This window comes from Nostoc sp., from assembly GCF_036917975.1.
Classification (GTDB): Bacteria; Cyanobacteriota; Cyanobacteriia; order Cyanobacteriales; family Nostocaceae; genus Nostoc.
The window spans coordinates 12,869-39,623 of sequence record NZ_JBALEJ010000008.1 but is presented as its reverse complement, the minus strand read 5'-3'; the positions used below and the strand labels follow the sequence as shown (position 1 = coordinate 39,623).

Annotated in this window: 17 protein-coding genes and 1 pseudogene; 7 read left to right on the top strand and 11 right to left on the bottom strand. The window is 41.6% G+C overall.

Annotated features, from left to right (window positions below; genetic code table 11):
• The 3 genes from V7K76_RS02380 to V7K76_RS02370 form a co-directional block, all read left to right on the top strand.
• Positions 1-2,234 (top strand): CHAT domain-containing protein (locus tag V7K76_RS02380; RefSeq protein WP_335029651.1); only part of this gene is annotated, 2,234 nt, incomplete at its 5' end.
• Between the two features lie 68 nt (positions 2,235-2,302).
• A complete protein-coding gene (locus V7K76_RS02375) occupies positions 2,303-2,701 on the top strand; it encodes a hypothetical protein (protein ID WP_334777664.1) in 399 nt (132 codons plus the stop codon).
• Positions 2,694-4,097, top strand: coding sequence for a hypothetical protein (locus V7K76_RS02370; RefSeq protein ID WP_335029649.1), 1,404 nt, complete (start codon positions 2,694-2,696; stop codon positions 4,095-4,097). Before V7K76_RS02375 ends, V7K76_RS02370 begins: the two co-directional genes overlap by 8 nt.
• A gap of 81 nt (positions 4,098-4,178) precedes the next feature.
• On the opposite strand, the gene V7K76_RS02365 is transcribed toward V7K76_RS02370, so the two are convergent.
• The 3 genes from V7K76_RS02365 to V7K76_RS02355 form a co-directional block, all read right to left on the bottom strand.
• Complete coding sequence (locus V7K76_RS02365) at positions 4,179-5,162, bottom strand: RNA polymerase sigma factor, RpoD/SigA family (RefSeq protein WP_334777662.1); 984 nt, start codon at positions 5,160-5,162, stop codon at positions 4,179-4,181.
• A gap of 735 nt (positions 5,163-5,897) precedes the next feature.
• A complete protein-coding gene (locus V7K76_RS02360; protein ID WP_334777672.1) occupies positions 5,898-7,628 on the bottom strand; it encodes an ATP-binding protein in 1,731 nt (576 codons plus the stop codon).
• 88 nt (positions 7,629-7,716) lie between these two features.
• Positions 7,717-8,511 (bottom strand): glutathione S-transferase family protein, encoded by a 795-nt coding sequence (locus V7K76_RS02355; protein WP_334777661.1) that lies wholly within the window; start codon positions 8,509-8,511, stop codon positions 7,717-7,719.
• A gap of 689 nt (positions 8,512-9,200) precedes the next feature.
• On the opposite strand from V7K76_RS02355, the gene V7K76_RS02350 reads away from it, so the two are divergent.
• Positions 9,201-10,049, top strand: coding sequence for a fasciclin domain-containing protein (locus V7K76_RS02350; protein WP_334777660.1), 849 nt, complete (start codon positions 9,201-9,203; stop codon positions 10,047-10,049).
• Between the two features lie 597 nt (positions 10,050-10,646).
• Here V7K76_RS02350 and V7K76_RS02345 read toward each other — a convergent pair.
• Both V7K76_RS02345 and hemL read right to left on the bottom strand, forming a co-directional pair.
• Entirely contained in the window at positions 10,647-11,555 is a 909-nt protein-coding gene (locus V7K76_RS02345; protein ID WP_334777659.1) for a polysaccharide deacetylase family protein, read from the bottom strand.
• An 845-nt stretch (positions 11,556-12,400) separates the two neighbouring features.
• Entirely contained in the window at positions 12,401-13,699 is a 1,299-nt protein-coding gene (hemL, locus tag V7K76_RS02340) for a glutamate-1-semialdehyde 2,1-aminomutase (protein ID WP_179065382.1), read from the bottom strand.
• A 284-nt stretch (positions 13,700-13,983) separates the two neighbouring features.
• Between hemL and hisIE the strand changes: the two genes are divergently transcribed.
• Positions 13,984-14,634, top strand: coding sequence for a bifunctional phosphoribosyl-AMP cyclohydrolase/phosphoribosyl-ATP diphosphatase HisIE (hisIE, locus tag V7K76_RS02335; RefSeq protein WP_179065383.1), 651 nt, complete (start codon positions 13,984-13,986; stop codon positions 14,632-14,634).
• A gap of 410 nt (positions 14,635-15,044) precedes the next feature.
• Here the strand turns inward: hisIE and V7K76_RS02330 are convergent, their stop codons facing one another.
• Together V7K76_RS02330 and V7K76_RS02325 are read right to left on the bottom strand one after the other, a co-directional pair.
• On the bottom strand, positions 15,045-16,112 hold the full coding sequence (locus V7K76_RS02330; protein ID WP_334777658.1) for an alpha/beta hydrolase: 1,068 nt from the start codon (positions 16,110-16,112) through the stop codon (positions 15,045-15,047).
• A 137-nt stretch (positions 16,113-16,249) separates the two neighbouring features.
• Positions 16,250-17,509 carry an MFS transporter gene (locus V7K76_RS02325; RefSeq protein WP_334777657.1) on the bottom strand — a complete coding sequence of 420 codons (1,260 nt, stop codon included), beginning with the start codon at positions 17,507-17,509 and terminating at the stop codon, positions 16,250-16,252.
• A gap of 485 nt (positions 17,510-17,994) precedes the next feature.
• On the opposite strand from V7K76_RS02325, the pseudogene V7K76_RS02320 reads away from it, so the two are divergent.
• A pseudogene (locus V7K76_RS02320) lies at positions 17,995-18,186 on the top strand (DUF2811 domain-containing protein); the annotation flags it as partial.
• 454 nt (positions 18,187-18,640) lie between these two features.
• Here V7K76_RS02320 and V7K76_RS02315 read toward each other — a convergent pair.
• From V7K76_RS02315 to V7K76_RS02300, 4 genes are all read right to left on the bottom strand, one after another.
• The gene (locus V7K76_RS02315) at positions 18,641-19,135 is read right to left on the bottom strand and encodes an ureidoglycolate lyase (RefSeq protein ID WP_334777656.1); all 495 of its coding nucleotides are present in this window, start codon (positions 19,133-19,135) and stop codon (positions 18,641-18,643) included.
• A gap of 116 nt (positions 19,136-19,251) precedes the next feature.
• Complete coding sequence (locus V7K76_RS02310; RefSeq protein ID WP_334777655.1) at positions 19,252-20,271, bottom strand: RpoD/SigA family RNA polymerase sigma factor; 1,020 nt, start codon at positions 20,269-20,271, stop codon at positions 19,252-19,254.
• Positions 20,272-21,343: 1,072 nt separating this feature from the next.
• Positions 21,344-21,772 carry a bifunctional diaminohydroxyphosphoribosylaminopyrimidine deaminase/5-amino-6-(5-phosphoribosylamino)uracil reductase RibD gene (locus V7K76_RS02305; protein WP_334777654.1) on the bottom strand — a complete coding sequence of 143 codons (429 nt, stop codon included), beginning with the start codon at positions 21,770-21,772 and terminating at the stop codon, positions 21,344-21,346.
• A gap of 72 nt (positions 21,773-21,844) precedes the next feature.
• Positions 21,845-22,237: a hypothetical protein gene (locus V7K76_RS02300; RefSeq protein WP_334777653.1), complete on the bottom strand. Its 393-nt coding sequence runs from the start codon at positions 22,235-22,237 to the stop codon at positions 21,845-21,847.
• A 765-nt stretch (positions 22,238-23,002) separates the two neighbouring features.
• Here V7K76_RS02300 and nifJ point away from each other — a divergent pair.
• The gene (gene nifJ, locus V7K76_RS02295; protein WP_334777652.1) at positions 23,003-26,647 is read left to right on the top strand and encodes a pyruvate:ferredoxin (flavodoxin) oxidoreductase; all 3,645 of its coding nucleotides are present in this window, start codon (positions 23,003-23,005) and stop codon (positions 26,645-26,647) included.
• Positions 26,648-26,755: the final 108 nt, after the last annotated feature.

The window sequence follows — 26,755 nt, the reverse complement described above, 5'->3', positions numbered from 1 at the left end:
TAGGGCGATTTGAAGAAGCGATCGCATCTTATGACAGAGCCATCGAAATCAAACCCGACAACGACTCAGCTTGGTACAACCGGGGTATTACGCTGGATAAATTAGGGCGATTTGAAGAAGCGATCGCATCTTATGACAGAGCCATAGAAATCAAACCCGACTTCCACTTAGCTTGGCACAACCGGGGTAGTAAGCTGGATGAATTAGGGCGATTTGAAGAAGCGATCGCATCTTATGACAGAGCCATAGAAATCAAACCCGACTTCCACTTAGCTTGGTACAACCGGGGTATTACGCTGGATAAATTAGGGCGATTTGAAGAAGCGATCGCATCTTTTGACAAAGCCATAGAAATCAAACCCGATGACCACCAAGTTTGGGTTAACCGGGGAATTGTGGCGGGGAACGCAACCAGAGAGAGGAAAGATTTCTCTTTCATATTTACTTTACCTAATTCAGTAGCACCCAACCTCGCTTTAAAATTTAGCAATCCTGATTTAAACAAGCGTGGCTATGAGGGTAAATTAGCAAGCTACGAAGAAGGGTTAAAACATTGTCAGCAAGACACGCACCCAGAAGGTTGGGGAGAATTGCATCAAAGGATAGGTAATGCTCATTACTTCAGAGGACGAGGAAATTCTAACGCCCGCTATTTTTGGCACAAAGCTGTTACGAGTTACAAAACGGCACTACAAACTCTCACAGCAATAGATTTTCCTGAGTTACATCTAGAGGTTTTGCAAGACTTAATTCGTGTCCAATTAGATTTGAGGGAAATAGCCGAAGCCACAGAACTCCAGCGACAGGGTACTGATTTGTTGCGGCGCTTATTAAATGAACCAAATCGCTCTGATAAAAGTAAAAAACAACTAGCTCTAAAATTTGCCTGGATTCAACAATTAACTGTTGATTTAGCTGTTCAATCTGGAGAATTACTGCAAGCGATTGAATTAGCAGAAGAGGGCAAAAATACCTGCTTGCGTTGGCTTTTAGATGGATGGAGTGATGAGAGTTCATCTCTGAGTTATTCAGAAATGCAACAATTGCTGAATCCCTCAACTGCTATTGTTTATTGGCATCTCAGTTCTTACGCCCTACACACCTTCATCCTAAAACACAACGCGCCATCACCGATTGTCCCAGGAGGAACCGAGTTTGTGAATCAGGCGCAACGCTTACAAGATTTTGAAGGCTGGATGAAAAATTGGAATGAACAATACGCCGATTATCGAGACAAAGCAAAAGACGAACAAAGCCCCAAAAACCAACCGTGGCGACAGTTAATGCCAGATAAACTTGAGGAGTTGAAAAATATCCTCTATATTTCTGCTATTCAAGAAGAATTAAACGGCATCACAAACTTAATTCTCATTCCTCATCGTGATTTGCACCGCTTACCACTCCATGCAATATTTGCAGATAACTTCACCATCACCTATTTACCTAGCGCCCAAATAGGTATTACCTTACAAAGCTTGAAGCAAACAAATCTCCAATCAATTGGTGAATTGCCTCTATTGAGTGTAGAACATCCCGACAATGAAGATTTTTCTATTTTGCCTCATGCAGAAATAGAATCTGCTGCTATCACCCAGTTATTCCAAAACCCTACGCCGAAGCGAATTTCTGGAGAAGCCGCGACGAATACCACACTTAAAGCAGCCCTAAAAGATCGTTACAGTATTTTTCACTTTACAGGACATAGCACCTATAATTTCCATAATCCCCAAAAATCTGCTTTGGCTCTTAGCGGTAAAGAGTTACTGACTTTAGAGGAGATTTTTAATATTGAGAACCTCAGAGGATATCAACTAGTTAGCCTTTCATCTTGTGAAACTGCCATCACTAGCAACCAAACTATCACTGCTGAATATGTTGGTTTAGTCAGTGCCTTTCTCTATCAGGGTGTTACTGATGTTGTTAGTACATTATGGACTGTGACTGACGATGCTAGTAGTTTTTTGATGATTTATTTTTACTGGCAAATAAAGAAAGGTAAATCACCAGTAGTTGCCCTCAATCAAGCAACAAAATGGTTACGTAGTTTAACATTTAGTCAACTCGAAAGAATTTATCGAGTAATCTGGGCTAAGTTACCATCAGATGAAACGACTCTCCGCCCTTTTATCAGAAGAAAACTTAATCAAATTAGTCAAATGGAGTTATCAGAGAAAAAGCAACAACCTTTTCAACATCCCTACTATTGGGCAGCTTTCACAATTACTGGCAGATAAAATTTATTATTTGTTTGCGTCTTTGTGCCTTTGCGTGAGACATTAATAGATGACTCTAAAAAATCTCTATGAAGCCTAACAACATAATTACTCTGACAGCCTTCCTCACGGCTCTCACACAATTGGATGAACCTTTGCCAGACAATATCCAAACACAGCTTAATGACATCAGCAAAGCCTCAATAGTCGATCCTGATAATATCGGAAAATTAGATGCGATCGCCGAAAGTTATCCACCCTTAGATAAAGTTTATCAAACAGAACTTACTAGAATTGAAAAAACTGGCGAACGTACTAAAGGTTTACCACCTCTGCCTTTACCAACTGAACCAACTGCGGAATTGACGAATGCAGCATTTAATGCCTTTAGTAACAATAATTCGGTATCTGCTGCAAAGATAGCTGTAAAACCAAATCTTCTGCAAAAGGTTCGGGACTTTATTCATGGCAGAACAGTAAATGACTGAGAAGATTATTTATCCCAGTATTGATTTATTCCTCTACGATTTAAAAGATGGTTTAGGAGAAGATGAGACAAAAATCAACGAGAACTGCCAAGATTTTTGTCGAAAAATATATGGCGATTTAGACAAAACGAGCCTTCAGGAAAAGCACCAAGAATTCCTGAAGCATAAAAATAATAGTGGAGATGTAATTGAGTTGCTCGGAAAAGCCCAAACTAGAGACTTTCCACCACCTCTAGATGGCTATTACTATCCACTGCAAATTGGTGATACTTACGCGCTACAAGTTGACTATTCTGGTGAATTAAATGCTGACAGTAAACCTAATTATGCTCCCCAAGATATTGACGGCGCACCTTTTAGAAAACTCAAAGAAGAAATTACTAAGTACTTATCTCAGCAAACAGGCACAATTAGACAAACTTGGTTACTTTGGGGAAAGCTAACCAACACTAAAACAGAAGCAGAAGTTGAAGAGATAGCTAAAGAATGTTACACCAAAATTGTCAGCGATTACAAATGGCAACGAGATTTTATTGGTAAAGGCAAGTTACAAGCAGGAACTATTTTTGAATTGTGGTATTGTCCACAAAATTTGAGCGTCGATGGTAAAGAGTTTTGGGATGAATTTAGAAAATCAAGTTATCACATCTTAATTTGGTTGTTTCCCGAACATATTTCACCAGATGAGATGAGGAAACAAGTACAAGATGTATATTATGATTTATTACGTTTATGGCAATACCGTCATAAAGTAGTTTGGTCATATTATCAAAGTCGCTATCAAAAACAGATTCTCAAAAAAGAATATATCGAAATTCAACCATCGATTCAGCAGACAAGCGAGTTACCAAAGCTACTACAAACCAATAGCCTAAAATTAAGTAAACTCCAAGAAAGTCTGACAAATAATTTAATCAACTTATCAGACTACACGATTGCCTTAAACTATCTAGAAAATCAAAGCCAGACTATTCAATTAAACTTAGAAAATTATAAATCTCATTTAGCAGATATCCAGAAAAAATACACAAGTAGCGACTTAAAATTTCTCCAAGAGTTTAGCGAAAGTGAATTTTATGGCAAAAAATATCAGCGACAAGTAGAAGTCGATTATGCGATTCTCAGTCCGGGATTAACCTTACTACAAAATCTCAATAACACTATCCAAGGTATTATTGACCTAGAGCAAACTAAAAGCGATCGCACTCTCAATACAACTATAGCGATCGCAGGTGTTGGACTCGCCACCAGCCAAATAGCCTCCGCCGTCATTCTCGCCCAGCCTAACGATTATCAACAACATCTCCGCTTTCGGGCTGAAGTTTTTGGGTGGAGTGTAGTCATAGGTGTCTGTTTTTCTGTACTAATCTTTATTGGCCTCCGCTTTCGCCGCTAAGTTTTCAGCATAAAAAAATTGCCCCCTGAATTCAGGAGGCACATCACCTTGTAGAGACGTAGCATTGCTACGTCTTTCGTTTTAGCTAGCAACGTATTCTTTGACATTGGCACGACGGCGACGCAGATGAGCCAAAGCCTGATGCTCTAACTGACGGACGCGTTCACGGCTGAGACTCAATCTCTCACCCACTTTCGCCAATGACATTTCATTACCATCTTCTAAACCAAAGCGTAAGGCTACAACTTCTCGCTGTTGGGGGGTTAGTTCCGCTAGCAAGTTGTTCAAGTCTTGGCGTAAGAATTCCTGGTTGGTGTAATACTCTGGTGATGGGCCATCATCTTCGAGCATTTCTTGCAACTCAGTATCCTGGTTTTCACCAACTCGCACATCCAAAGACACTGGTTGACGAGCCATATTCAGATACTCGCGAATCTGAGCAGGTTCTAGTTCTAGTGCTTTGGCAATTTCGGCTGGAGTCGGCGATCGCCCCAAGGTTTGAGCTAACTCGCGCTGCACTTTTTTGATTTTGTTCAGTTTCTCGGTAATATGGATCGGTAAGCGGATAGTACGACCTTGTTGAGCGATCGCGCGGGTAATAGCTTGGCGAATCCACCAGTAAGCATAAGTCGAGAACTTATAACCCCTCATTGGGTCAAATTTCTCTACACCCCGCTCTAATCCTAGTGTTCCTTCCTGAATTAAATCCAGAAACTCCATATTCCGCTTTTGATATTTTTTGGCAATAGCAACAACCAAGCGCAAATTCGCTTCGATCATTTTTTGCTTTGCCCGCTTACCTTGCGCGACCGTTTGCTGTACTTCGGTTTCCGATTGTTGAACGTGGTCAGCCCACTCTGACATATTCGGTTCGCGTTGCAGTTTCTTCGCCAAAGCTTCTTTAGCGTCGATCAGCGTCATCATTTGCTGTACCTGCTTCCCAAAGACAATTTCTTGTTCGCGGGTTAGCAATGGTACACGACCAATTTCTCGCAGATAGGTTCGCACCATATCAGCCGTGAATTTGGTGTTGAGGTTTTCCGTTTGTGTATTGACAGTAGGCATTGGTGCGATGTCCTCTACTCCGTAAATATAATGTATATTTTCTTACTAGGATGGTTGAAAAAAGTAGTACATCTATCACGAAATATCGGGAGCTACCAAAAGCAATTAATCAGTTGATACAGCCGTTGTTATGACGGTAAGCTCCCAATGATAGGTTCCCCTACTTCCCTAAATTTTTAATCTTTTATAAGCACGCTGGTTATTTTTGAGAATTTTTGTTTTGGGCTGTTACTAACACCAATCGGCAAATCCGAAGTCGGTATGAGTTCCACTTGTCTTTATATTACGACAAATCAGGCAGATAGTAAACTATCTTAAGATAAAGCCTAGAATTATAATTCAAAACCGATAGTTAGAGAAAAAATTTTAAATTTCCTTGAAATTACTTACTACATCTATAGTGACGCCAAAAACCCCTCTTCTGTTGCCAAAAACTAGCCGGATAACCGAACTGAATTTGCTGTGACAATGGGGGGATGTTACGAATTGGGGATTGGGGACTGGGGATTGGGGACTGGGGATTGGGGATTGGGGATTGGGGAAGAAGAACTATTAATTATAATTATTGCCCAATGACTAATGACCAATCACCAATGACTAATGACTAGAGTACTCCAAGTAAAAAAATGCCCTATTGTCATTGCGTTCGCGTAGCGTCTCGTAGAGAGCGAAGCGAAGCAATGACGGGTTTTGGATCATTTATTTTGTGGAGTTCTCCTAATGACCAATGACAATCTAGAAACCAAGGTCAGCTTTGGCTAGTTCAGCTGCGGCGAATACTTCTGCATCAGGTTTTTCTTCCCAGGCTGGCTCACCAATTTCTTCGTAAAAGGTTGCGTCGTAAGGTCGAGTACGTACTACTACTGGCATAGGAACGGCGTGACCCAAAATTAAGGCTTGTTGCTTCGAGTCTAGCTTTGCCAATACCGATCGCAGTCCGCTACCACCAGATACACCTGTAAAAATTGCCTCAATGTCTTTTTCATCATTCAGCAAAGCGGTAATACGAGTCCCAATCTGGGACATAACTTCATTATCTATGCCTGATGGACGTTGATCGACTACCAAAAGTGTGACAAAATACTTACGCAGTTCGCGGGCAATAGTCCCAAAGATGGTACTTTGGACGATCGCCGGATCAAGAAAACGATGCGCCTCTTCAATGGTAATCATCAATGGCGTGGGGCGATCGCTAGGATTTTTGCTTTGCAGAAATTTATCTGCTTTCTTAACGTAATGCTCGTGAATACGCCTGGTGATCATATTCGTCACCAACATATAAGAGAGCATATTAGACTGGGAACCAAATTCTATCACAACATTCTTCCCAGATTCCAGGCATTGCACAATTTTACTAATATAATTCTGGGGGCAAACTGCTCGCATATACTTCAAACTGTCTAAGCGTAAGAGTTTGCGCTGTAAAGAGTTAATTGAACCTGGGTGTCCCGGCTTTTCCTCACAGAACATCTTAATGTCCTCACCAGTCATATTTAACAGCTGGACAATCCAAGACTTACCAAACTCATTAAACAAAATGTTGGCGTTATCCAAGGCTGCGTCAGAAAGTCCTAAATCTCGACCACATAACTTAATATCTTCAACTTCAATTTGCTCATAGCTCAAATAAAGTTCTTGGGCATCACGTACACCCCGGCGCTTTGTCGATTCCGGGTCAAGGGTGTAAACTTCAACTTTACTCGGAAAAAGTTGCTTTAAGCCCTTAACAGTACTAACATTCTTACCTTCTGCAACAGCTTCCCAGCCATACTCAGAGTGCATATCAAAAATCAAGTTTACTGCCGCATTTTTACGGATAACACCAGCTAAAAGTAGCCGAGTGAGAAAGGATTTACCAGTACCAGATTTCCCAAAAACCCCATTACTCCGTTCCACAAAGCGGTTTAAGTCGATACAAACGGGCACATCCATATCCAAAGGTTTCCCGATGGAAAAATTTCGCCTTTGGGGGTCATCTTCCCAACCAAATACCCGGCGAAAATCGTCAACACTTGCGTCGTAAACCTGACTAAAGTGGCTAGGAATAGTTTTAACAGGTAACAATTCCATCGTTGTGCTGGTTTGTGGCACAAATGAAGCTAAACCCGTCATCGACGGGATAAAGGGATTTGCCGATTTGCCATTTGTTGGGGAGAAAGATTCTTCAGATTCGGGAGTAAACATCAACATCGGCGCGAGGTTGATAGTACCGTAAGTACCACTTCCGGCTAAAACATCTCGTAAAAAAGTGTCTTCCCAACTGGGGGGATTAGCAATAATTCGGGCATTAGCAGCTCCCAATGCGACATCTGTCAGCATACAAAAAAAACGCGATCGCATCCCTTGCACAACAAGAAATTTACCCACCCGCATATCTTCTACAGAAATGTCAGGATGCAATCGTACTTCTAAACCTTCAGTTAAAGAACCTTGAATGACCGAACCTAATGGCTGTACCGAATTCATCTGATTAGTCATTTGTCATTTGTCATTGGTCATTGGTCATTGGTCATTAGTCATTAGTCCCCAATCCCCAGTCCCCAGTCCCCAATCCCTAATCAATCTGAATCGAAGTTGGCGCACCCCCTGTTGCAGAAGTGCTACTGATTAATGGTTTGCGGAATTGGGCGTAAAGGCGATCGCGCCAGGTGAAGAATGGTTCATAATCTATATTTTCGGCAAAGATTGGCAATCCTTTTCCTCTGATAGAAGCTGGTAAATCCAGATAGGGGCCAGGGGGGAACTTGAGCAATATCGATAAGCCAGCCACCGCTAAGTCAGCTAGAGTCGGCTCATCTCCTGTTAAATAGGGACTATCTGCCAATAATAACGTCAAGGCTTCCAAATCTTGTTTTAAAGATGCGATCGCTGACTGGATCACATCTGGGCTGTAACCAACGCCAAAACCAAACACTGTCAGGAAATCACTAGGTACTCCTCCAACCAGACTTTTAAATATATCTGGTGTTGAAGTGGGTAATAAAGACTTACGGAAATTTTGATCTTGACTTATGGCAGCAAATAGTGCTTTGCGGCCTTTAATGCCGATGGATTCATCCGCCCATTCTTCTATTAATAAAGTTAAACCCCGTTTTTTAGGATCTTGCGGTATGAGTGGGCGATCGGGATACTTTAAGTCTAAATACTTAGCTATCTCCGTAGAATCCGCAATATATTTATTACCATCCTTTAATACCGGGACTTGTCTTTGACCAGTCAGCCGGAACAGTTCTACCTGTCCAATCCCCGGTGTCACCTCTATTTTGCGGTAATCTAGCCCTTTAAAATCTAGAATGAGGCGCACTTTCTCTGAGTATTGAGAGAGTTCCCATTGGTATAATTCCAGCATCTGTTGGATACCTTGTAACTGGTCAACTTCTTAACTTTACAATTGTATCTTTAGTTTAAGTAATTTTTATTGGCATTAGTCCCTTAGTTGTCTATTTAATTGACATTAGGGTTTAATTGATGCCTAATTTTTGGTAAATTTATTGATTTTAAAATATTGTTTTCTGATTTGCTAAAAATAAAATACTAAATCATTGAGATTGAATTCGATATATATACAAGAGAGTATGAGTGTTCCAAAAAATAAATGATCCAAAACCCGTCATTGCGAGAGAAGCGAACGCGAGTGCCTCTCGTAGAGAAGAGAAGCAATCACAATGACAATTGGGCATTTTTTTTGAGTACTCTAAGGGTTTTACAGCCTGTCCACCTTTCCAAGGGAAGAATGGAAGTGTGGTTTTTAGTATACTTTGCGACTTTTTACACATTCTTAGAGTTTCTGATGCTACATCTACGGGGTTTTTAACTCTTTTCGGTGTGAGGGAAAAAATTTTTTCAATTTTTTATATAAAATATATGCTATGTATATTTCATAACTTGTCAGCGTCAGTCAAAGTTAGAGATTTTACCTCACTAGCACAAAAAAATCTTCTCAGAAAAAATTTTAACTTCCCGCTTCGGTTAGATTTTGTGCATAGCAAAATGTTATAAATCTTTATGTAATGTGTGGACAAAAAACAAACAAAATTTATGAAGACAAATTACAGCAAATTGCTGACCACGTTGGCAGGCATAGCAGGATTTACTAGTTTGAGCGTCCTCATTACTTTACCATCTGATGCGAAATCGGCACTAAATCCTAACCCCAGTATTTTCAACGAAGCCGCCTATAACAAGGGTCAACGCCTTCAAGCAGATGCTCAATACACACCTGCTGAGGCCGCTTCCGAAACAGAAAAGGACAATATCAAACGCGATATTATAGCACAGAATAGTGGTGGAACGCTAAATCCCAAACCAAGTATTTTCAACGAGCCTCCCTATAACCGTGGTGGTGGCGCTACACCTAGTGAACTTACACCCCGCCGCACCCCACGTCCTATCCCGGAAACTCAACCTACCCCACCATCCACTGGGACACCTTCTACAACTCCACCAGGACCAGGGGCAAGCAACAATCAAGGCAAAAACTTGTTAGCCTTGGCAGAGTCAAACGCTTCCTTTACCACCTTAACCAAGGCTTTGAAAGCAGCAGGATTGACCGGAGCCTTACAAGGCAAAGATAACTTAACTATTTTTGCACCCACTGACGCAGCTTTTGCTAAATTGCCACCAGATGCTTTACAAGAATTGTTAAAACCAGCCAATAAAGAAGTATTGATCAAAATCCTAACTTACCATGTAGTATCTGGTAAGGTCTTGTCCACTGATTTGAAGTCTGGCGAAGTTAAAAGCCTTGAAGGCGGCACTATCAACATTAAGGTTGATCCTACAACTGGTGTGACTGTCAATGATGCGAAAGTGACACAAGCAGATATCACAGGCACTAACGGTGTAATCCACGCAATTGATCAGGTGATTTTACCTCCTGACTTGTAGTTTGACGGTATCAGTACAACCGAGAAGATAATTAGGTTGGCATAAATTATCGAACAGAATTCAGGAGTCAGGAGTCAGAATTCAGAATGAATTCTGTGCGACTGGCGGATGAATAATCGGGTTTAAGACCCCTATCAAATTGAAAATTTGGTGGTCTTCAAGACGCTCGCGGACTCGCTAACGCTACGCTATCAGTCGCGGGTCTGATTCCCCGACTGATTTATTCTGACTCCTGAATTCTGACTTCTGAATTCTTCTTCAATAATACATAAAAACCCCGTTCAGATGTTAATTTTGGACGGTTTTTTGTCAGAATGGTGAGTTACAGCTATTTTCAGGTAAATAGACCACGCGGTAAGGACACAGCATTGCTGTGAAAGCAAGCCTAGAACCAGCTTTTAGATTGCCTCGTTCCCAGTCTCCGACTGGGAATGCCCGTCGTTGGGGCTGCCGCCTCCCTTACTGGCGGGAGAGCCGCTTTTGAGTTGCATTTCCCGACTCTGGCTAGAAACGAGATTTGAAAAGGGTTTTAGCTTAAGTTGACAACAATGAGCAATGCTGTGCCCTTACGACTCCTGAATTCTGTTTCAATAACAATTACTTTTTGTTTGCAATCCGCTTTATATCTTTATCTTGCATTTCTAAAAGTTCAGGTATAGTAACAAAGCTATAGCCCTGTTTGCGAAAGTTAGCAATAATTTCTGGTAAAGCTTGCACCGTTTTAGAACGATTACCACCACCATCATGCATCAGCACAATGCCACCTGGTTTGGCCCTCCTGAACACATTATTAATTAATTTTGGTACAGCTGGACGCGAGTAGTCTACAGAGTCAGACGACCAGAGAACGATGGCATATTTGCTATTTCTAGCGTAAGCAGCCACCCCATTGTGCATGATTCCCCCTGGCGGCCGAAACAAATTTGTTTTAACGCCTGTAACTTGATAAATCAAGTCTGCTGTGTGGTCAATTTCATAAGCAGCAGCTTGGGGATTCAAGAATTGATACCAATGATGCCAAGTATGATTGCCAATTACGTGACCTTCAGCAATCTCGCGCTTGACTAAGCTTGGGTAATTCTTCACGTTTTGCCCAATGAGGAAAAATGTGCCTTTGATTTGATTTTGTTTAAGAATATCCAGTACTTGCGCGGTACTCTCAGGCCATGGCCCATCATCAAAAGTAAGAGCAATTACTTTCTGTTCGGGAGTAAGTTTTGCCGCCTCAATTGTTTCCCCTTGAAAACGTAGTGGCACAGGATATGAGAGACTCCTTATTTGTGCCTGTTCTTGCCAAATTCTCAGCATCGTCGCTTTTAGGTCTTCAATCATCTGCTGAGTTCCAACCTTGGCTGGTAGATTGCTGACATTTATATTGTCTGTACTTTGAGCCTCAGAAGAGCTTGACTTGATAAGCATCATCGCCCCAACACTCAAAGCGGTACTTAAGACCAGCAACGTAACTAATATTTTTTGTATACCAAAAAATGACTTTTTTTCCTCCACCTCATAGCTCCTTAAAGGGTCGAACCATCTTTTTTTTCACAAGAATTCTGGCAATTTTTTTATACTCTGGTAAGCCTTGCTACGCAAGCTACAGTATAATTGGTATTTTTTTAAAGTTAGTTTCAACCCTGACTCTGAAAAAATACCTTACCCGACGGATAATCTAATATCTATAAGTAAAATCGTCGCTATGAAGGTGAGAGCCAACTTAAGCGTTAATTTTTGTAGACTATAGGGATGAGGGGAATTTCGAGAACTGTAAAAGGCAATTAATCCTGCCTTTTTAACATGAATATATTTAATGTAGGTTAAATATTGCATATCCTATTGACGAAGCCGTTGCAAAATTATGACGAAGATGTGACCGAAAACGAAAAGGATACAGAGCAACTAAATAAATTTAGGGGGATTATTAATTTTGAATTTTGAATTCGGAGCAAAGCGACGTGACCTTCCTTGAGTCATAAAGGTACAGGGCAGACCTGTTAAAAAATTTCTTTGATCCCCGACCGTCCAAGATGATTTAATACTATTGGCTGCTGAAAATTCTGCAAATAAATCATCTATTTTGTGGGGCGGGCAAGATGCATTGGTATCAACTTAACGCGAAAGCAAGTCTAGAACTAGCTTTTAGATTGCCTCGTTCCCAGTCTCCGACTGGGAATGCCCGTCGTTGAGGCTCCGCCTCCCTTACTGGCGGCAGAGCCGCTTTTGAGCAGCATTTCCAGCCGGAGGCTGGAAACGAGGTTTTAAAGGAGTTTTAGCTTAAGTTGACACCAATGGGCAAGATGCCTGCCCTACAAAATGTTACAGGATACTTTTTTATTTGGAAATCTTTTAACAGATTACAAGCTTGATATTACATCCCGTGCAACTGCTAAAGTCTGATCGATATCCTCCTCGGTGTGAGCAAAAGAGGTAAACCCAGCTTCAAATTGAGAAGGTGCTAAATAAACACCATGCTCTAACATCCCGCGATGAAAGCGTCCGAATTTGGCCGTATCAGACTTTTTCGCATCTTCGTAGTTATGAACTGGGCCAGAGGTAAAGAATAATCCAAACATGGCGCTGATTTGACCGCCGCAAACTGCATGACCATTTTCTTTAGCAATTTGCAGCAAACCATCTCCTAGTTTTTTAGTAATTCGGTCAAGATACTCGTAAGTACCTGGCTTTTGCAGCAATTCTAAAGTTTTAATGCCAGCAGTCATAGCCAAGGGATTACCAGAAAGTGTCCCAGCTTGATATACGGGGCCAGCAGGAGCAACCATTGACATAATATCCCGGCGACCACCATAAGCTCCTACTGGCAAACCACCACCAATTACCTTGCCTAAAGTTGTTAAATCGGGAGTGACGCCAAATTTTTCCTGAGCGCCACCGTAAGCAATGCGGAAGCCTGTCATTACTTCGTCAAATACCAATAACGCTCCATACTCGTGAGTTAGTTCCCGTAATCCTTCTAGGAAGCCAGCATCAGGGGCAATAAATCCAGCATTGCCGACGACTGGCTCAAGAATGACACCGGCAATCTCGTCCCGGTTTTCTTCAAATAAAGCTCTGACGGCTTCTAGATCATTGAAAGGTGCAGTTAGAGTGGTGCTAGTTGCTAATTTAGGTACTCCCGGTGAGTCTGGCAAACCAAGTGTGGCAACCCCAGAACCCGCCTTTACTAGAAACGCATCGGCGTGTCCGTGGTAGCAACCTTCAAACTTGATGATTTTCTCGCGGTTGGTGAAAGCCCGCATCAGTCGCAAAACTCCCATACAGGCTTCAGTTCCAGAGTTGACAAATCTGACCATTTCGATACTAGGAACGGCATCGATGACCATTTCTGCCAAAACATTTTCTAGGACTGAGGGAGCGCCGAAACTGGTACCTTTTTCTAAGGCTTCATGCAGCGCTGCAATGACTTCTGGATGAGCATGACCACAAATAGCTGGGCCCCATGTGCCTACATAGTCTATGTATTGATTGCCATCTACATCCCAAATATATGCGCCTTTAACACGATCAAAAACGATGGGTTGTCCGCCCACAGATTTAAAGGCACGAACTGGAGAACTGACTCCTCCAGGCATAAGGTTTTGAGCGGCGGCAAAGACTTCTTGTGATTTTGTTGTTTTAATTGTGGTATTTACCAAGGTTCATCTCCTAACAGTGGGCAATAAAAAGCTCTATCTTAGAATAGGGTCAAACACTGCTTAGAATTTCTATCCTATAGAATTAGGCGAACCAAAAAAATAACAATATGTTATGCAAGTCCAATGAAGACTTGACTTTAGATATTCAAGCTTGATGATTTGAGGCATACCAGGATCTTCGGTAAACTGTATCCTTGCATCAATTCCGAAAAATATACTAGTTGCCCTATTCCGAATGGTATCGTGAATTCATAAGTTATTCTCATTAGAGCAAACTAGCTGGTATGTCTTCTAACGATTCGCGATCGCTGCATTACACTATCCCGGTTGAGCAAATTCGCTACGATGAGCGGGGTCTAGTGCCTGCAATTGTCCAAGACTATCTGGATGGTACTGTCCTGATGATGGCATGGATGAATCAGGAGTCGTTACAAAAGACTTTAGAAACTGAAGAAACTTGGTTTTGGAGTCGTTCTCGACAAGAATTATGGCACAAGGGGGCAACTTCTGGTCATATCCAAAAAGTTCAGAGTATCCGTTATGACTGTGATAGTGATGCGCTGCTTATCGGTGTAGAGCAATTAGGAGATGTTGCCTGTCATACTGGAGAGCGCAGTTGCTTTCACCAAATAGAAGGGGAAATTGCTGCTCCACCAGGGGATACATTGTCGCAATTGTTTCAAATAATCTGCGATCGCCGTGACAATCCTACTGAAAGTTCTTATACCTGTAAACTATTCGCAGGTGGCGATAACAAAATATTGAAAAAGATTGGTGAGGAAACTGCTGAGGTGGTAATGGCTTTTAAGGATGATGAAGCAGATGCGATCGCAGGTGAAGTCGCAGATTTGCTATATCATACTTTGGTTGCCTTAGCTCACCATCAAGTTGATTTAAAATCGGTGTATCGCAAGTTGCAAGAACGTCGTCAGTAGAGCGAAAAAACAATTAAAAAGTAAAAAGTAAAAAGTAAAAAGATAATCCCCATAAATAATATTGAGGGGAAATAATCACGGACGCCTTATTTCTCTCTACGAGACGCCAAAGGCGAACGCGCTGTGCCACGACGCTCGTTCGCTCTTAGCGTCTCCCTTTGGGAGAAGACTCGCTTGCCGCCGGCGCTATCGTTATAAATGTTTTTATTTCATTCCATAAATAAATTTAGGGGCAACTCTTGGAGACGCACTCGCGTTCAAACCATTTTGATTTTTCTTTATGAGTGCCTTTTTACTTTTTACTTTTGCCTTGTTCGGTGACCATTTTGATTTTTCTTTATGAGTGGCTTTTTACTTTGTTACTTCTTAATGAGATTGATTTTTGGTTGTTTCATGTTAATCAAATCTCGTTATATACCTAGAATCTTTAATAAAGCCTGCCGATAAATATTTATTCCCTCATTATTTAAATGAGCACCATCTTCTGAACTTAAATCATCTTTCAAAGCATTATTCTCATTTAATGATTGAACCTGTTGTAGTTCCAATGGTATATGATTTTTAATTGCAACTTGATTCATCACAGCATTGATTTGATCTACCCGAAGATTTGTTGCTGAAATACTTGGATCTTTACTAGCGGCAACTGTTGAGTAAAAAGCGGGAATTAAGAATATTTGATTACTCCCAAGGCTTCGCAGTAAAGAAATTGAATCTTGGAGTTTGTTCGCAAATAAGGAATCACTTAATCCATACCAGGCATCATTCCCCCCAATCGCAATCACAGCTTTTTCGCATTTAATTTTAGTTGGAATGAGAAGTTTTAGTTGTTCAACAAGTGAAATTCCGCTTATCCCATTTAAGGCAAAATTAAAAGTACCTTTCCCCAGAGTATTACCCATTTCGGCAGTTACAGAATCCCCAAACAAGCAAGCCTCGAATTGCTTTCCTTGAGTAGCAAATTGCTGATATTGAACTTCAAGTTGCCATAAAGGTGTAGAACTTAAGTTATCTTTAGGTGGTATTTCAATAGGAGATAGATTTAACTTACTTGCTATTTCTAAGACTGCTGGAACATTAATAACTAGTCTTTGACTAGGATATGCTTCCAGAAAGCTGATGATCCCCAAACCCTCTTGAGAATTCGCCCCGATGATTACAGCCGCGTCTAGGGCTTGTACCCCGGCTTGGTCACGACGGGCGATACCTTGGGAAACCGTAGATAGAATTTCTTTAGCTAGTTCTGTATTTAACAGCTTATCTAAAGCCCCAATATCAAGAGATGCTTTTACTTGTAGCGCCTGATGAAACTCCTTTTGTTCTTCCCGACTGAAAAATTTGAGAAAAAATTGCAAATCAGAAGAAACTTCTTGCCTTTGTGCATACTTACGTAAATCAGCAACAGGTAGTGATTCTTCAAACACACCATAGCGAAAAACAATTTTCTCAGCAGCAAAACAGGGCTTTGTAGTTGTCATCAGTAATACGATGCAACTACATATACTCAGCACCAGATGACGTAAATATCTCATAAATCCTAATTGTTTGCGTAGCGTTTTCTTTCTCCCGCCCCAACGGGGCTTGGTCATTGAGAGTCTGCACTTTGAGAAGTATGTTACTCAGGTAAGATTCGATTGAGGTACTGTAAAATTGCCACAGCGATCGCTACACTCAAGATGAAGCCTAACCAGTAAGTATTGGTAATAATTTGTGGTTGATCTAATGCCCATCCACCCAAGGGATGACCAATAAAAGAGCCAACAGCCCAGCATAAAGCGTTGATGGAAAAATAAACGCCGCGTTGATTTTCTGGGGCTAACTCAGTTACTAAAGAGGCAGAAGATGGGGTATAAGAAACAATCGCCACTGCAAATACTCCCAATGCTAATGTTACCCAAACTAGTTGATGAGATGGGGCAGTACCACTTACCCAAATTAGCCCAAAACCAATTGCCCATAAAATAGCCGAAACAGTCAGCGCCAGTGTGTGAGAGTAGCTTTTTAAGATGCTGGTGACAGGTAACTGACAAATAATAGCGAATACTAAATGCCAAGCAAATAATCCGCTAATGGTAGTTTCAGCAAATCCCTTGGCGGCACTTTCGACAAGGACAAAGTTTTTGAAGTAAAGCGGTAGGGTACTGTGGATTTGAGAAATATAGATTGTAAAGAATATATTAACCGCTATGTAGACCAGGAAACGGCGATCGCTTAATACTGCTAGCCAAGCAGCAAAAAATTCTGTCTTTTCAGATTCCCCCGTTTGCTGTTGTTCGGTTTCACTAACTCCCACATAGACAACCCCGAAAAATACCATAAAAGAGATGGCATCAATCACAAATAGCCAGCGATAACTCCCAATAATCGCGATCAAAAACCCAGCAAGCACAATTCCGATCGCTAACCCCAGATTATCAGCTAGTCGTGCGATCGCAAAAGTTTCGCGACGATTATCAATTTGGCTGGCATCAGCAACCACAGCTTCAGCCGCCGGCCAATAGAAACCTATCCCTAAACCGCTAATCAAGCTACCAATTATCAAAGTAGTGAAATTATTGGTTGCCGCTAAAACTAGAGAACCAATTGCTGAAATCGCCGTGGCTAGCAACAAAGTGCGGCGGCGTCCCCATCGTCCAGAATCAGCCAAAGAACCACCTCCAATCCGCCCGAAGATGCCGGAAATCGAGGCGCTACCCAAGGCTACTCCAACACTGGTTGCGGATAAACCAAGTTGATTGACAAAAAAGATGGGGGCGTAAAACAGGGTGAAGCCAGTACCAACTTCCGAAAAAAATCTACCAATTGCGAAAATCCAGACCTGGGGATGTATCGATGGCAACCACGATGATAACTGAGATTGAGAAGCTAATTTCATGAGTTTAAATGTCATAGGTTGATGACATTTTGGTAATTCTTATCATTGGCTACTATTTTCCTCACTCATTCCACAGGGTTTCCACAGGGATTTTAGCAGTTTTCCACAGGTGCTATACGAGTTAATAGGCTTCTTGCCGCTTGACTGGGGATTGTTAATTATCAGTAGCAAAGAAGTTTAAGGACTGAGTTTTTATTAAGTTAAGTAACGAAAAGTTAGCTTAAAGTCCTATTCTTTCGTTCGCATTTATTTTTTATACAATCGTTTTTAACATTTCGCAGCATTGACAAACCCACCCCCTCTTGGCGCACAATGATTCGGCTTGCTTTTGTAATCCGTTCAACCGTTGGCATCAAATGTGTAAAATATATTACCAATGGATATCAGCGTAGATTGTTGGGATAGCAAAAGAGCGTGTGAAGCCCTAAGCCGCTTTACCGCAAGCAACTTGTCCCTCTTGATTATCCTCATAGGAGGAAAATCTCATGAAAGCAACGGTTAGCATCTTTACAGAAATTCCCGAAACACTCCACGAATCCTTAAAAAACTACTTAGAAACCCATCCTGATTGGGATGAAAACAGAGTATTGACGGCGGCGCTATCATTGTTTTTACTCCAAAATGGGGATAGCGATCGCCGTGCTGCTCGAGTCTATCTAGAAACTTTGTTTCACCACTCCACAGTAGAAATGCCCTGTACCGACTTACCAGCAACAGTTAATTTACTAGATACCCCATAGGTACTGGGATGAATCAATTCAAAATTCAAAATTAAAGACAGCCACGCCACTTGCGGGTGGGGTTTCTACCTACCTTGGGAAACAATGATTCTTTCTCTGCGAGACGCTACGCGAACGCGCCACTTGCGGGCGTTCGCGTAGCGGGACGTTCGCGGTAGCGTCTCGTAGAGAAGTACGGTTTTAAACCTCACTTCTTTTCATAAAGGGCGTTATTCTGGCTCATACCCTTATTAATGGGGCATCGCATACCATGCCCCATTAACGGGATTTTAAGCCAATAGCGATCGGCAATATTACAACAAAAAAGATCAGAATCTACTGATCTTTAAAAAATAACTAGATTGCTGGAGTCAATCTAAAATCTAAAATCCAAAAACCAAAATTGTCTTATCTAAACCATCTCAAACTCTAATTGATGACTTTTGAGAAAATCATGAGTGAAATGATCTACAACATTTGTATCAGCTAGTTCTAAATTATAAAAATCTACAGTTTCATGGTCAAAATGGGGCCCAGCGTGCCAAGTACCCTCATGTAGTTTGATAAAACAATTCCCCGGAATGCGGAAAGCAGCAATCTCATCTAATGCCGGTTCATTCACATCATTATGAGGAGGACAAACTGCCATTAACCAGTCCTTCCCTGACAAAGAACCCAGACATTGAGTGCATTCGACATGGCGAGTAATTTTGTGAAACTTTCGCCCTCTCTTCTGCAACCGCATAATATAAAATCGTGGAATTCCGTTTTGCAGGCTTAACTGGGCATCTTCTCCATCGTAAGTTTTACCATCAAGACTTGCAAAAATTACTTGTCCATAAGGTCGAAAGTTTTCAGAAGTCACCCATTGTGCTTGCAATTGCTGCACTGTCTTTGATGTACTCATATCAAATCTTTGAGAGAGATTACTTAGATTTATTTTCTCCCAAAATAACTGAATTTTATACAGTCATAATGGTGACTTACTGAGTTTAAATGCCCTACATTTTGATAAAAATAACTTCAGCTAGCTAAATAACTACGTACTTGCTCCTTTTGCCGTCTCAGGAGACTGAGAGCTTTTTGCTCTATTTGACGCACTCGTTCTCGACTAATGCCCATGCGATCGCCAATTTGTGCTAAAGAAAGTTCATAGCCATCAGTGAGACCAAAACGCAAGGTTAATATTTCTCGCTGCTGGGGAGACAGTTTTGCCAACAAGTCTTGTAAGTCTTGGTGGAGAGACTCTTCAACGGCGTAATCTTCAGGAGAAGGGCCATCATCTTCCAGGATGTCTTGCAATTCTGTATCTTGTTGTTCACCAACTCGCGCTTCTAGGGAGAAGGGTTGACGCGCCAAGTACAAACACTCTCTAACTTGGCTGGGTGTCAAAGATAACGCGGTGGCAATTTCAGCAGTGGTTGGAACGCGACCTAACTGTTGAGATAATTCTCGCTGTACTCGTTTAATTTTATTCAGTTTCTCAAAGACGTGGATCGGTAAACGAATTGTACGTCCTTGTTGAGCGATCGCTCGTGTGATTCCTTGACGAATCCACCAATAAGCATAGGTAGAAAACTTATAACCAAGCGCGGGATCAAATTTATCCACCCCTCGCTCTAAACCCAAAGTACCTTCTTGAATTAAATCCATAAATTCCAGGTTGCGGTGCTGGTATTTTTTCGCCACAGCTACCACTAACCGGAGATTAGCCTGAATCATTTTCTGCTTGGCTTGGTGTCCTTGATTTAGCTGTTGCTCTAGCACCTCAACACTTGACTCCACCTGATCTGCCCATTCTTGCAGCGTGGGTTCGTGGTTTAATTTCATAGCCAATTCTTCTTTAGCAGCTAGTAAATTCATCATCTGCTGCACGTGTTGGGCAAAAATAACCTCTTGTTCGCGAGTCAACAAATCTACACGCCCGATCTCTTGCAGATAACTACGCACAATATCATCTGTAGCTCGAGGTCTTTTATCTGCGGCTAAAGTTTTTTTCTTCGTTTTTTGAACTTCGGTATGTGGAGATGTTAAGTTGCTCATGGTTATTTGCTCCTCTGTAACTTCATCAATTTATTGGTATCAAGTCTAGATATTCAGACCCATAGCCATTTCACACTGCTAATCAATCAATTGGCAATACTGATGAATTCTGGTCTATGATACATTACAAGTCAATTGTTGGAGATAATAAACCCAAAATCAACCCACCCATTAAGAATAACATCATCAGCAGTCACAAATCAATTGCCTAAAGATACGATCGGTATATCTTTGGAAGTAATTACACTCCTTTTTTCTAGATTTTTGCACATTTTCAAACACAATTATGTTTTAGTTTAATTATTCAATTTAGTTCCTAAAAAAATAAAAACTTTACCAAAATAATGATTTTGCGATCCCAGAAATAAATTACTAACAGGAACTATCGAGATAAGTTATATTTATTCAATCACAAACAATTATTTATGGAAGTGTTAATAGTCTGCTGATACTTCCATGTAATTCTCATTCAGTAAAAATTAAATATAAGATGTCCATTTCTCATCTCTATTTTTTTGCTGGATAATCTAATCATCTTAAGCTAGGTACGTAGGAGGCGATCGCTAAGGATGAAAGCAAGCACTTTTCTTATCCCTCCGCTAAAGAATAACTTTCTTTTGGAGTCTGGTCTTAAGAATTTAGGATGATCAAGATGCAGGTATCTGCCACAATTGCCCTTGAGTCATACTACACACAGATATCTGCATTAAGTTTGGTATTATCAATGTAATTACTCCTGGAAACATTTTCAAGACTAAAAGTAGTAACAGTGGTAACACTAACACCAAGTATTATCCTTGGCAAGATCGGGAACACCCGTGATTGCCACCAATATTTTATTGAAGCGGGTAGTTGACTGTTATGCCTCCCCACTTCCAATACAGTTCGGTTAAGGTTTTTTGATGAAAATTTTAGATCGCTAAAGATGTGATAACACAAAGACGCGATAAATCATCACAAAGACGCGATAAATCATCACAAAGACGCGATAAATCGCCGTCTCTACAATGATCAGTCTTTTGTCTTGACGGCGATTCATTGCATCTCTTGCCTTAATCGAACAGTATTGCCATCACTTTCGTAGATATTGGCTAAGAAAAGCATTCACTTCATTAGCGCATAATCCGACATTAACCGTTTTTCCTGCAATTCTTAGAATATCTAACCCTTGACCATTATTGCGGGGGTCTGGATCAAGTATAGATACATATATTTCATGTATCCGACGATCTTCAGCGATCGCTAAAGCACATGATGGTGTGCGTCCATGAAAAGAACAAGGTTCAAGTGTGACATACATTTTCAAGAAGTTGAAAGCTTTGCCTTGAATCTGTTGAAGTGCATCAGCCTCAGCATGGTGTTTTCCCGGTATCCGCGTGTATCCTTGAGCTACTATTTCTTGAGTATCTACAATTACACAGCCGACTGGTGGATTCGGCAAACATTCCGGTAAAGCTTTTCTGCTTTGAGTTAAAGCAGCCAGCATAAATATTTCATCCATGTTTGAGCGTAAATTATTGAGATAAATTACACTACCAAGAATTAGTTATGTCTTGTTAAAAAAGTTTACATACTAAAACTCAGTAACTGTCACACTAATACCAGAATCCAGTTTAGGAACCTTGAAGTACTCAATTGGCTCTGTACTTTGAGAACTTGGGATACTTGCTGGCTGCTGACATTGCTTAAAAAAAGAGCCTGGGTCATTGATTAACTCAAGCGGGTTAATTTTTGGGCATCCTCGCTCTCGCACTAGCGAAACTGATTCAACAGTTTGTTTGGGATTATTAGTCTGTCCGATAAAAGTATTCCATGTACTGTTAATCGTGGCTGGTTGTGTCAATAAAACTTCAGCCTGATTGCGATCGCTGGTTGTATTGTGAATATTCTTTTTGTTGCCATAGGCACTCTGGGAAAGAGTAAGTGCGCTAATCACAACGACTAAGGTGATGAAAGAGGATTTCATAATTTAATCTCTCAAACATTTAATATCAGTTTAATAATTACGGTTGGCTAGATACAGAAGCTAAAAAAATAACAGCCTAGTTTAAGTATTCCAGGCTAGCACAGATAGTTAAGAACTATAGCTAAACTTCATTAAAAATCCAGAACACTAGCCAAAGAGGGCGATCGCATTCAAGCCGGACAGTTGGTAGTAATTTTAGAGACGCGCGATCGCTTACAAAACGCTGTACTACAAGTCTAGGGACTTCCCAATAAAAAAATATTCAATTAACTCTTGTGGGGTGGGCAACATGAGCGCCTTATGGACTGGGCGCTCATGTTGCCCACCCCACAATATTGGATAATTTATTTCTTGGAGTTACCCTAACCTTTACATAACCACTTCCCCTAACCGGGATGAAAACGAGATAGAAGCCCGACCCTATACCCCACAAAAAATAATCAATAAACTGAAAGCCTTATCTAATAAGTGCTTTGGCTATTGAGTACATTATTAATACATATTAATAGACGCGGTATTTCGGATGAGATACTAATCTATGAAGTATTTATTTAAAGTTAATTAAAGAGCCGAAATCCATTGATAAATTCTTAGTAATATTTCAGCACAGAGAAGTCAGAAGTCAGTGTTTAAAAGGAATGCAGCATTATTAGTACATTTATGTATAAATTTTTCCTAATTCTTTGACTATTCTGAATTCTGAATTCTGACTCCTGAATTCTGCTCTGACTATTAACACTGAGAGACGGGGACAAAAATCCAATTATGAACAAAACCTTTGCAACCATCGATGGGAATGAAGCTGTCGCCCGTGTTGCTTACAAACTAAATGAAGTGATTGCCATTTATCCCATCACCCCCTCTTCAGCGATGGGTGAATGGGCAGATGCTTGGTCAGCAGAAGGTCGTCCCAACCTCTGGGGTACTATTCCCAGTGTCGTGCAGATGCAGAGCGAAGGTGGGGCAGCCGGTGCTGTGCATGGGGCATTGCAAACAGGTTCCCTAAGTACCACCTTCACCGCGTCTCAGGGATTGTTGTTGATGATCCCCAACTTTTATAAAATTGCTGGTGAACTGACTAGCGCTGTAGTTCACGTTGCTGCTCGTTCTTTGGCTACCCATGCTCTATCAATTTTTGGCGACCATAGCGACGTAATGGCAGCTCGTGCTACTGGTTTTGCCCTGCTGTGTTCGGCTTCGGTGCAAGAAAGTCAAGATTTTGCTCTTATCGCCCATGCTGCTACTCTAGAGACGCGAATCTCGTTTATGCACTTCTTTGACGGTTTCCGTACCTCACATGAAGTACAGAAAGTTAAATTGCTTTTGGATAGTGATTTGCGATCGCTCATCCACGATCATCTCATACTTGCCCACCGCAGCCGCGCCCTTACCCCAGATCGTCCAGTCTTGCGGGGAACTGCCCAAAACCCTGATGTCTACTTCCAAGGACGGGAAGGTGCTAACCCTTACTACAAAGCTTGTCCAGAAATTGTCCAACGGATCATGGATGAATTTGGAGAACGCACGGGGAGGCATTATAAAATCTATGAATATTACGGTGCAAAAGATGCCGATCGCGTTATCGTTCTCATGGGTTCAGGCTGTGAAACCGTCCATGAAACAGTAGATTACCTAAACGCCCGTGGTGAAAAACTTGGTGTAGTCAAAGTGCGACTTTACCGCCCCTTTGATGTCCAAAAATTTGTTGCAGTATTACCAACTAGTGTACAAGCGATCGCAGTTCTCGACCGCACCAAAGAAGCAGGTAGCGCCGGTGAGCCTTTGTATTTAGATGTTGTGGCAGCTATCCATGAAGGGTGGGGGGATAAGAGAGCAGGGGGAGCAGGGGGAGCAGGGGAGGCAGGGGGAGAAAATACTTTCTCGTACCCTAAAATTATTGGTGGTCGTTATGGTCTTTCTTCCAAAGAATTTACGCCGGCGATGGTGAAGGGCATTTTTGATAATCTGGCCCAAGCTAAACCAAAAAATCACTTTACGATTGGGATTAATGACGACGTTAGTCATACTTCTCTCAGCTTTGACCCTAAATTCTCCACAGAGTCGGATAATGTTGTCAGAGCAATGTTTTATGGATTAGGTGCGGATGGCACTGTTGGCGCTAACAAAAACTCTATCAAGATTATTGGTGAAGAAACCGACAACTACGCCCAAGGCTACTTTGTCTTTGACTCCAAAAAATCTGGCTCAATGACTGTCTCTCACCTCCGCTTCGGTAAAGAGCCAATTCGCTCCACCTACCTAATTGACCAAGCTAACTTTATTGGTTGCCATCACTGGGGATTTCTAGAACGCATAGATATTTTGAAAGCTGCTATTTCTGGGGCGACTTTGCTGCTTAATAGTCCATACAATGCAGATGCCGTCTGGGAATATCTGCCGATAAAGGTGCAGCAGCAAATTATCGATAAGCATTTGAAGTTATACGTAATTAATGCTAGCCAGGTTGCCCGTGAAAGTGGCATGGGTGGCAGAATTAACACTATTATGCAGGTATGCTTCTTTGCTTTAGCTGGTGTCTTGCCCCAAGAAGAAGCGATCGCTAAAATCAAACAAGCCATTGAAAAGACTTACGGAAAAAAAGGCGCAGAAGTTGTCCGCATGAACTTGCAAGCTGTAGACAACACCTTAGACAACTTACATAAAGTAGATGTCCCCCAAACAATCAACATTCCTAACTCCTCACTCCTAACTCCTCACTCCCCACTTAATTCTGCTCCCGAATTTGTGCGAGAAGTTCTAGGCAAAATCATGATTTGGGAAGGTGATGATTTACCTGTTAGCACACTACCTGTTGATGGCACATTTCCCGTCGGTACTGCCAAATGGGAAAAACGTAACGTTGCCGAAGAGATACCTGTGTGGGAGCCGGATGTGTGCGTTCAATGTGGGAAGTGCGTCATCGTTTGTCCCCACAGTGCCATCCGTGCCAAGGCTTATCAAGCCGATGAGTTAGTCAATGCACCAGGAACCTTCAAATCAACTGGTGCAAAAGATAAAGACTTTGCCAATCAAAAATTTACTATTCAAGTTGCCCCAGAAGATTGCACGGGATGTACTATTTGTGTAAATGTTTGCCCTGCTAAAGATAAATCTGAGCCATTGCGGAAAGCAATTAACATGGCACAGCAGTTGCCTTTACAAGAGCAAGAGCGGAAAAATTGGGATTTCTTTTTGAGTTTACCTAATCCTGACAGGCGATCGCTAAAATTAAACCAGATTCGCCAACAACAACTGCAAGAACCCTTATTTGAATTCTCTGGTGCTTGTGCAGGTTGTGGTGAAACACCTTATTTAAAATTATTAACACAACTGTTTGGCGATCGCGCCGTCATCGCCAATGCTACAGGTTGTTCTTCAATTTATGGTGGTAATCTCCCCACAACTCCTTGGACAACCAACGCCCAAGGACGCGGCCCCGCGTGGTCTAATAATCTATTTGAAGATAACGCCGAATTTGGTTTTGGCTTCCGCCTCTCCCTCGACAAACAAGCCGAGTTTGCGGCGGAATTGTTACAACAGTTAGGGAGTGGGGAATGGGGAATAGGGAATGGGGAAATAGTTTCTGAGGATTTAGTTCAATCTATTCTCAAAGCTGAACAAAAATCTGAGGCTGACATTTGGGAACAGCGCGAAAGGATAGAACTGTTGCAGCAGAGGTTAGATGAAATCGTCACTCTTGACCCCAATCTCAAATCTAAAATTCAAAATCTCAAATCTCTTGCAGACTATTTGGTGAGAAAAAGCGTCTGGATTGTTGGCGGTGACGGTTGGGCTTATGATATCGATTTTGGCGGTATCGATCATGTAATTGCTAGTGGTCGAAATGTCAACATTTTGGTGATGGATACAGAAGTGTATTCTAATACAGGCGGTCAATCTTCCAAAGCCACGCCAAAAGCCGCAGTTGCCAAATATGCCGCCAGTGGTAAGCCAGCACCTAAAAAAGACTTAGGGATGATAGCCATGACCTACGGCAATGTCTACGTAGCGAGTGTAGCTCTTGGTGCAAGAGATGAACATACCCTCAAGGCATTTTTGGAAGCAGAGGCTTATGATGGGCCATCATTGATTATTGCTTACAGCCATTGCATCGCCCACGGCATCAACATGACCACAGGGATGAATCATCAGAAAACTCTGGTAGAATCAGGTCGTTGGTTGTTGTATCGGCATAATCCAGAGTTGCTTAACCAGGGTAAAAATCCATTGCAATTGGATATGCGATCGCCTACGCAATCTGTAGAACATTCGATGTATCAAGAAAATCGCTTCAAGATGCTGACTAAGAGCAAACCAGAGGTAGCCAAGCACTTGTTAGAACAAGCCCAAGCTGAAGTAGATGCACGTTGGCAGATGTACCAATATTTAGCAAAGCGCGAGACTATCTAGACATCCAAAATTAAGTCAATACAGTTCACATAAGTAAGTCGGTGCTAATATTTCCAGCTATGTTAAGGAATTTTAATGTAGGGTGTGTTGTCGCCAAGCGCCGCACCG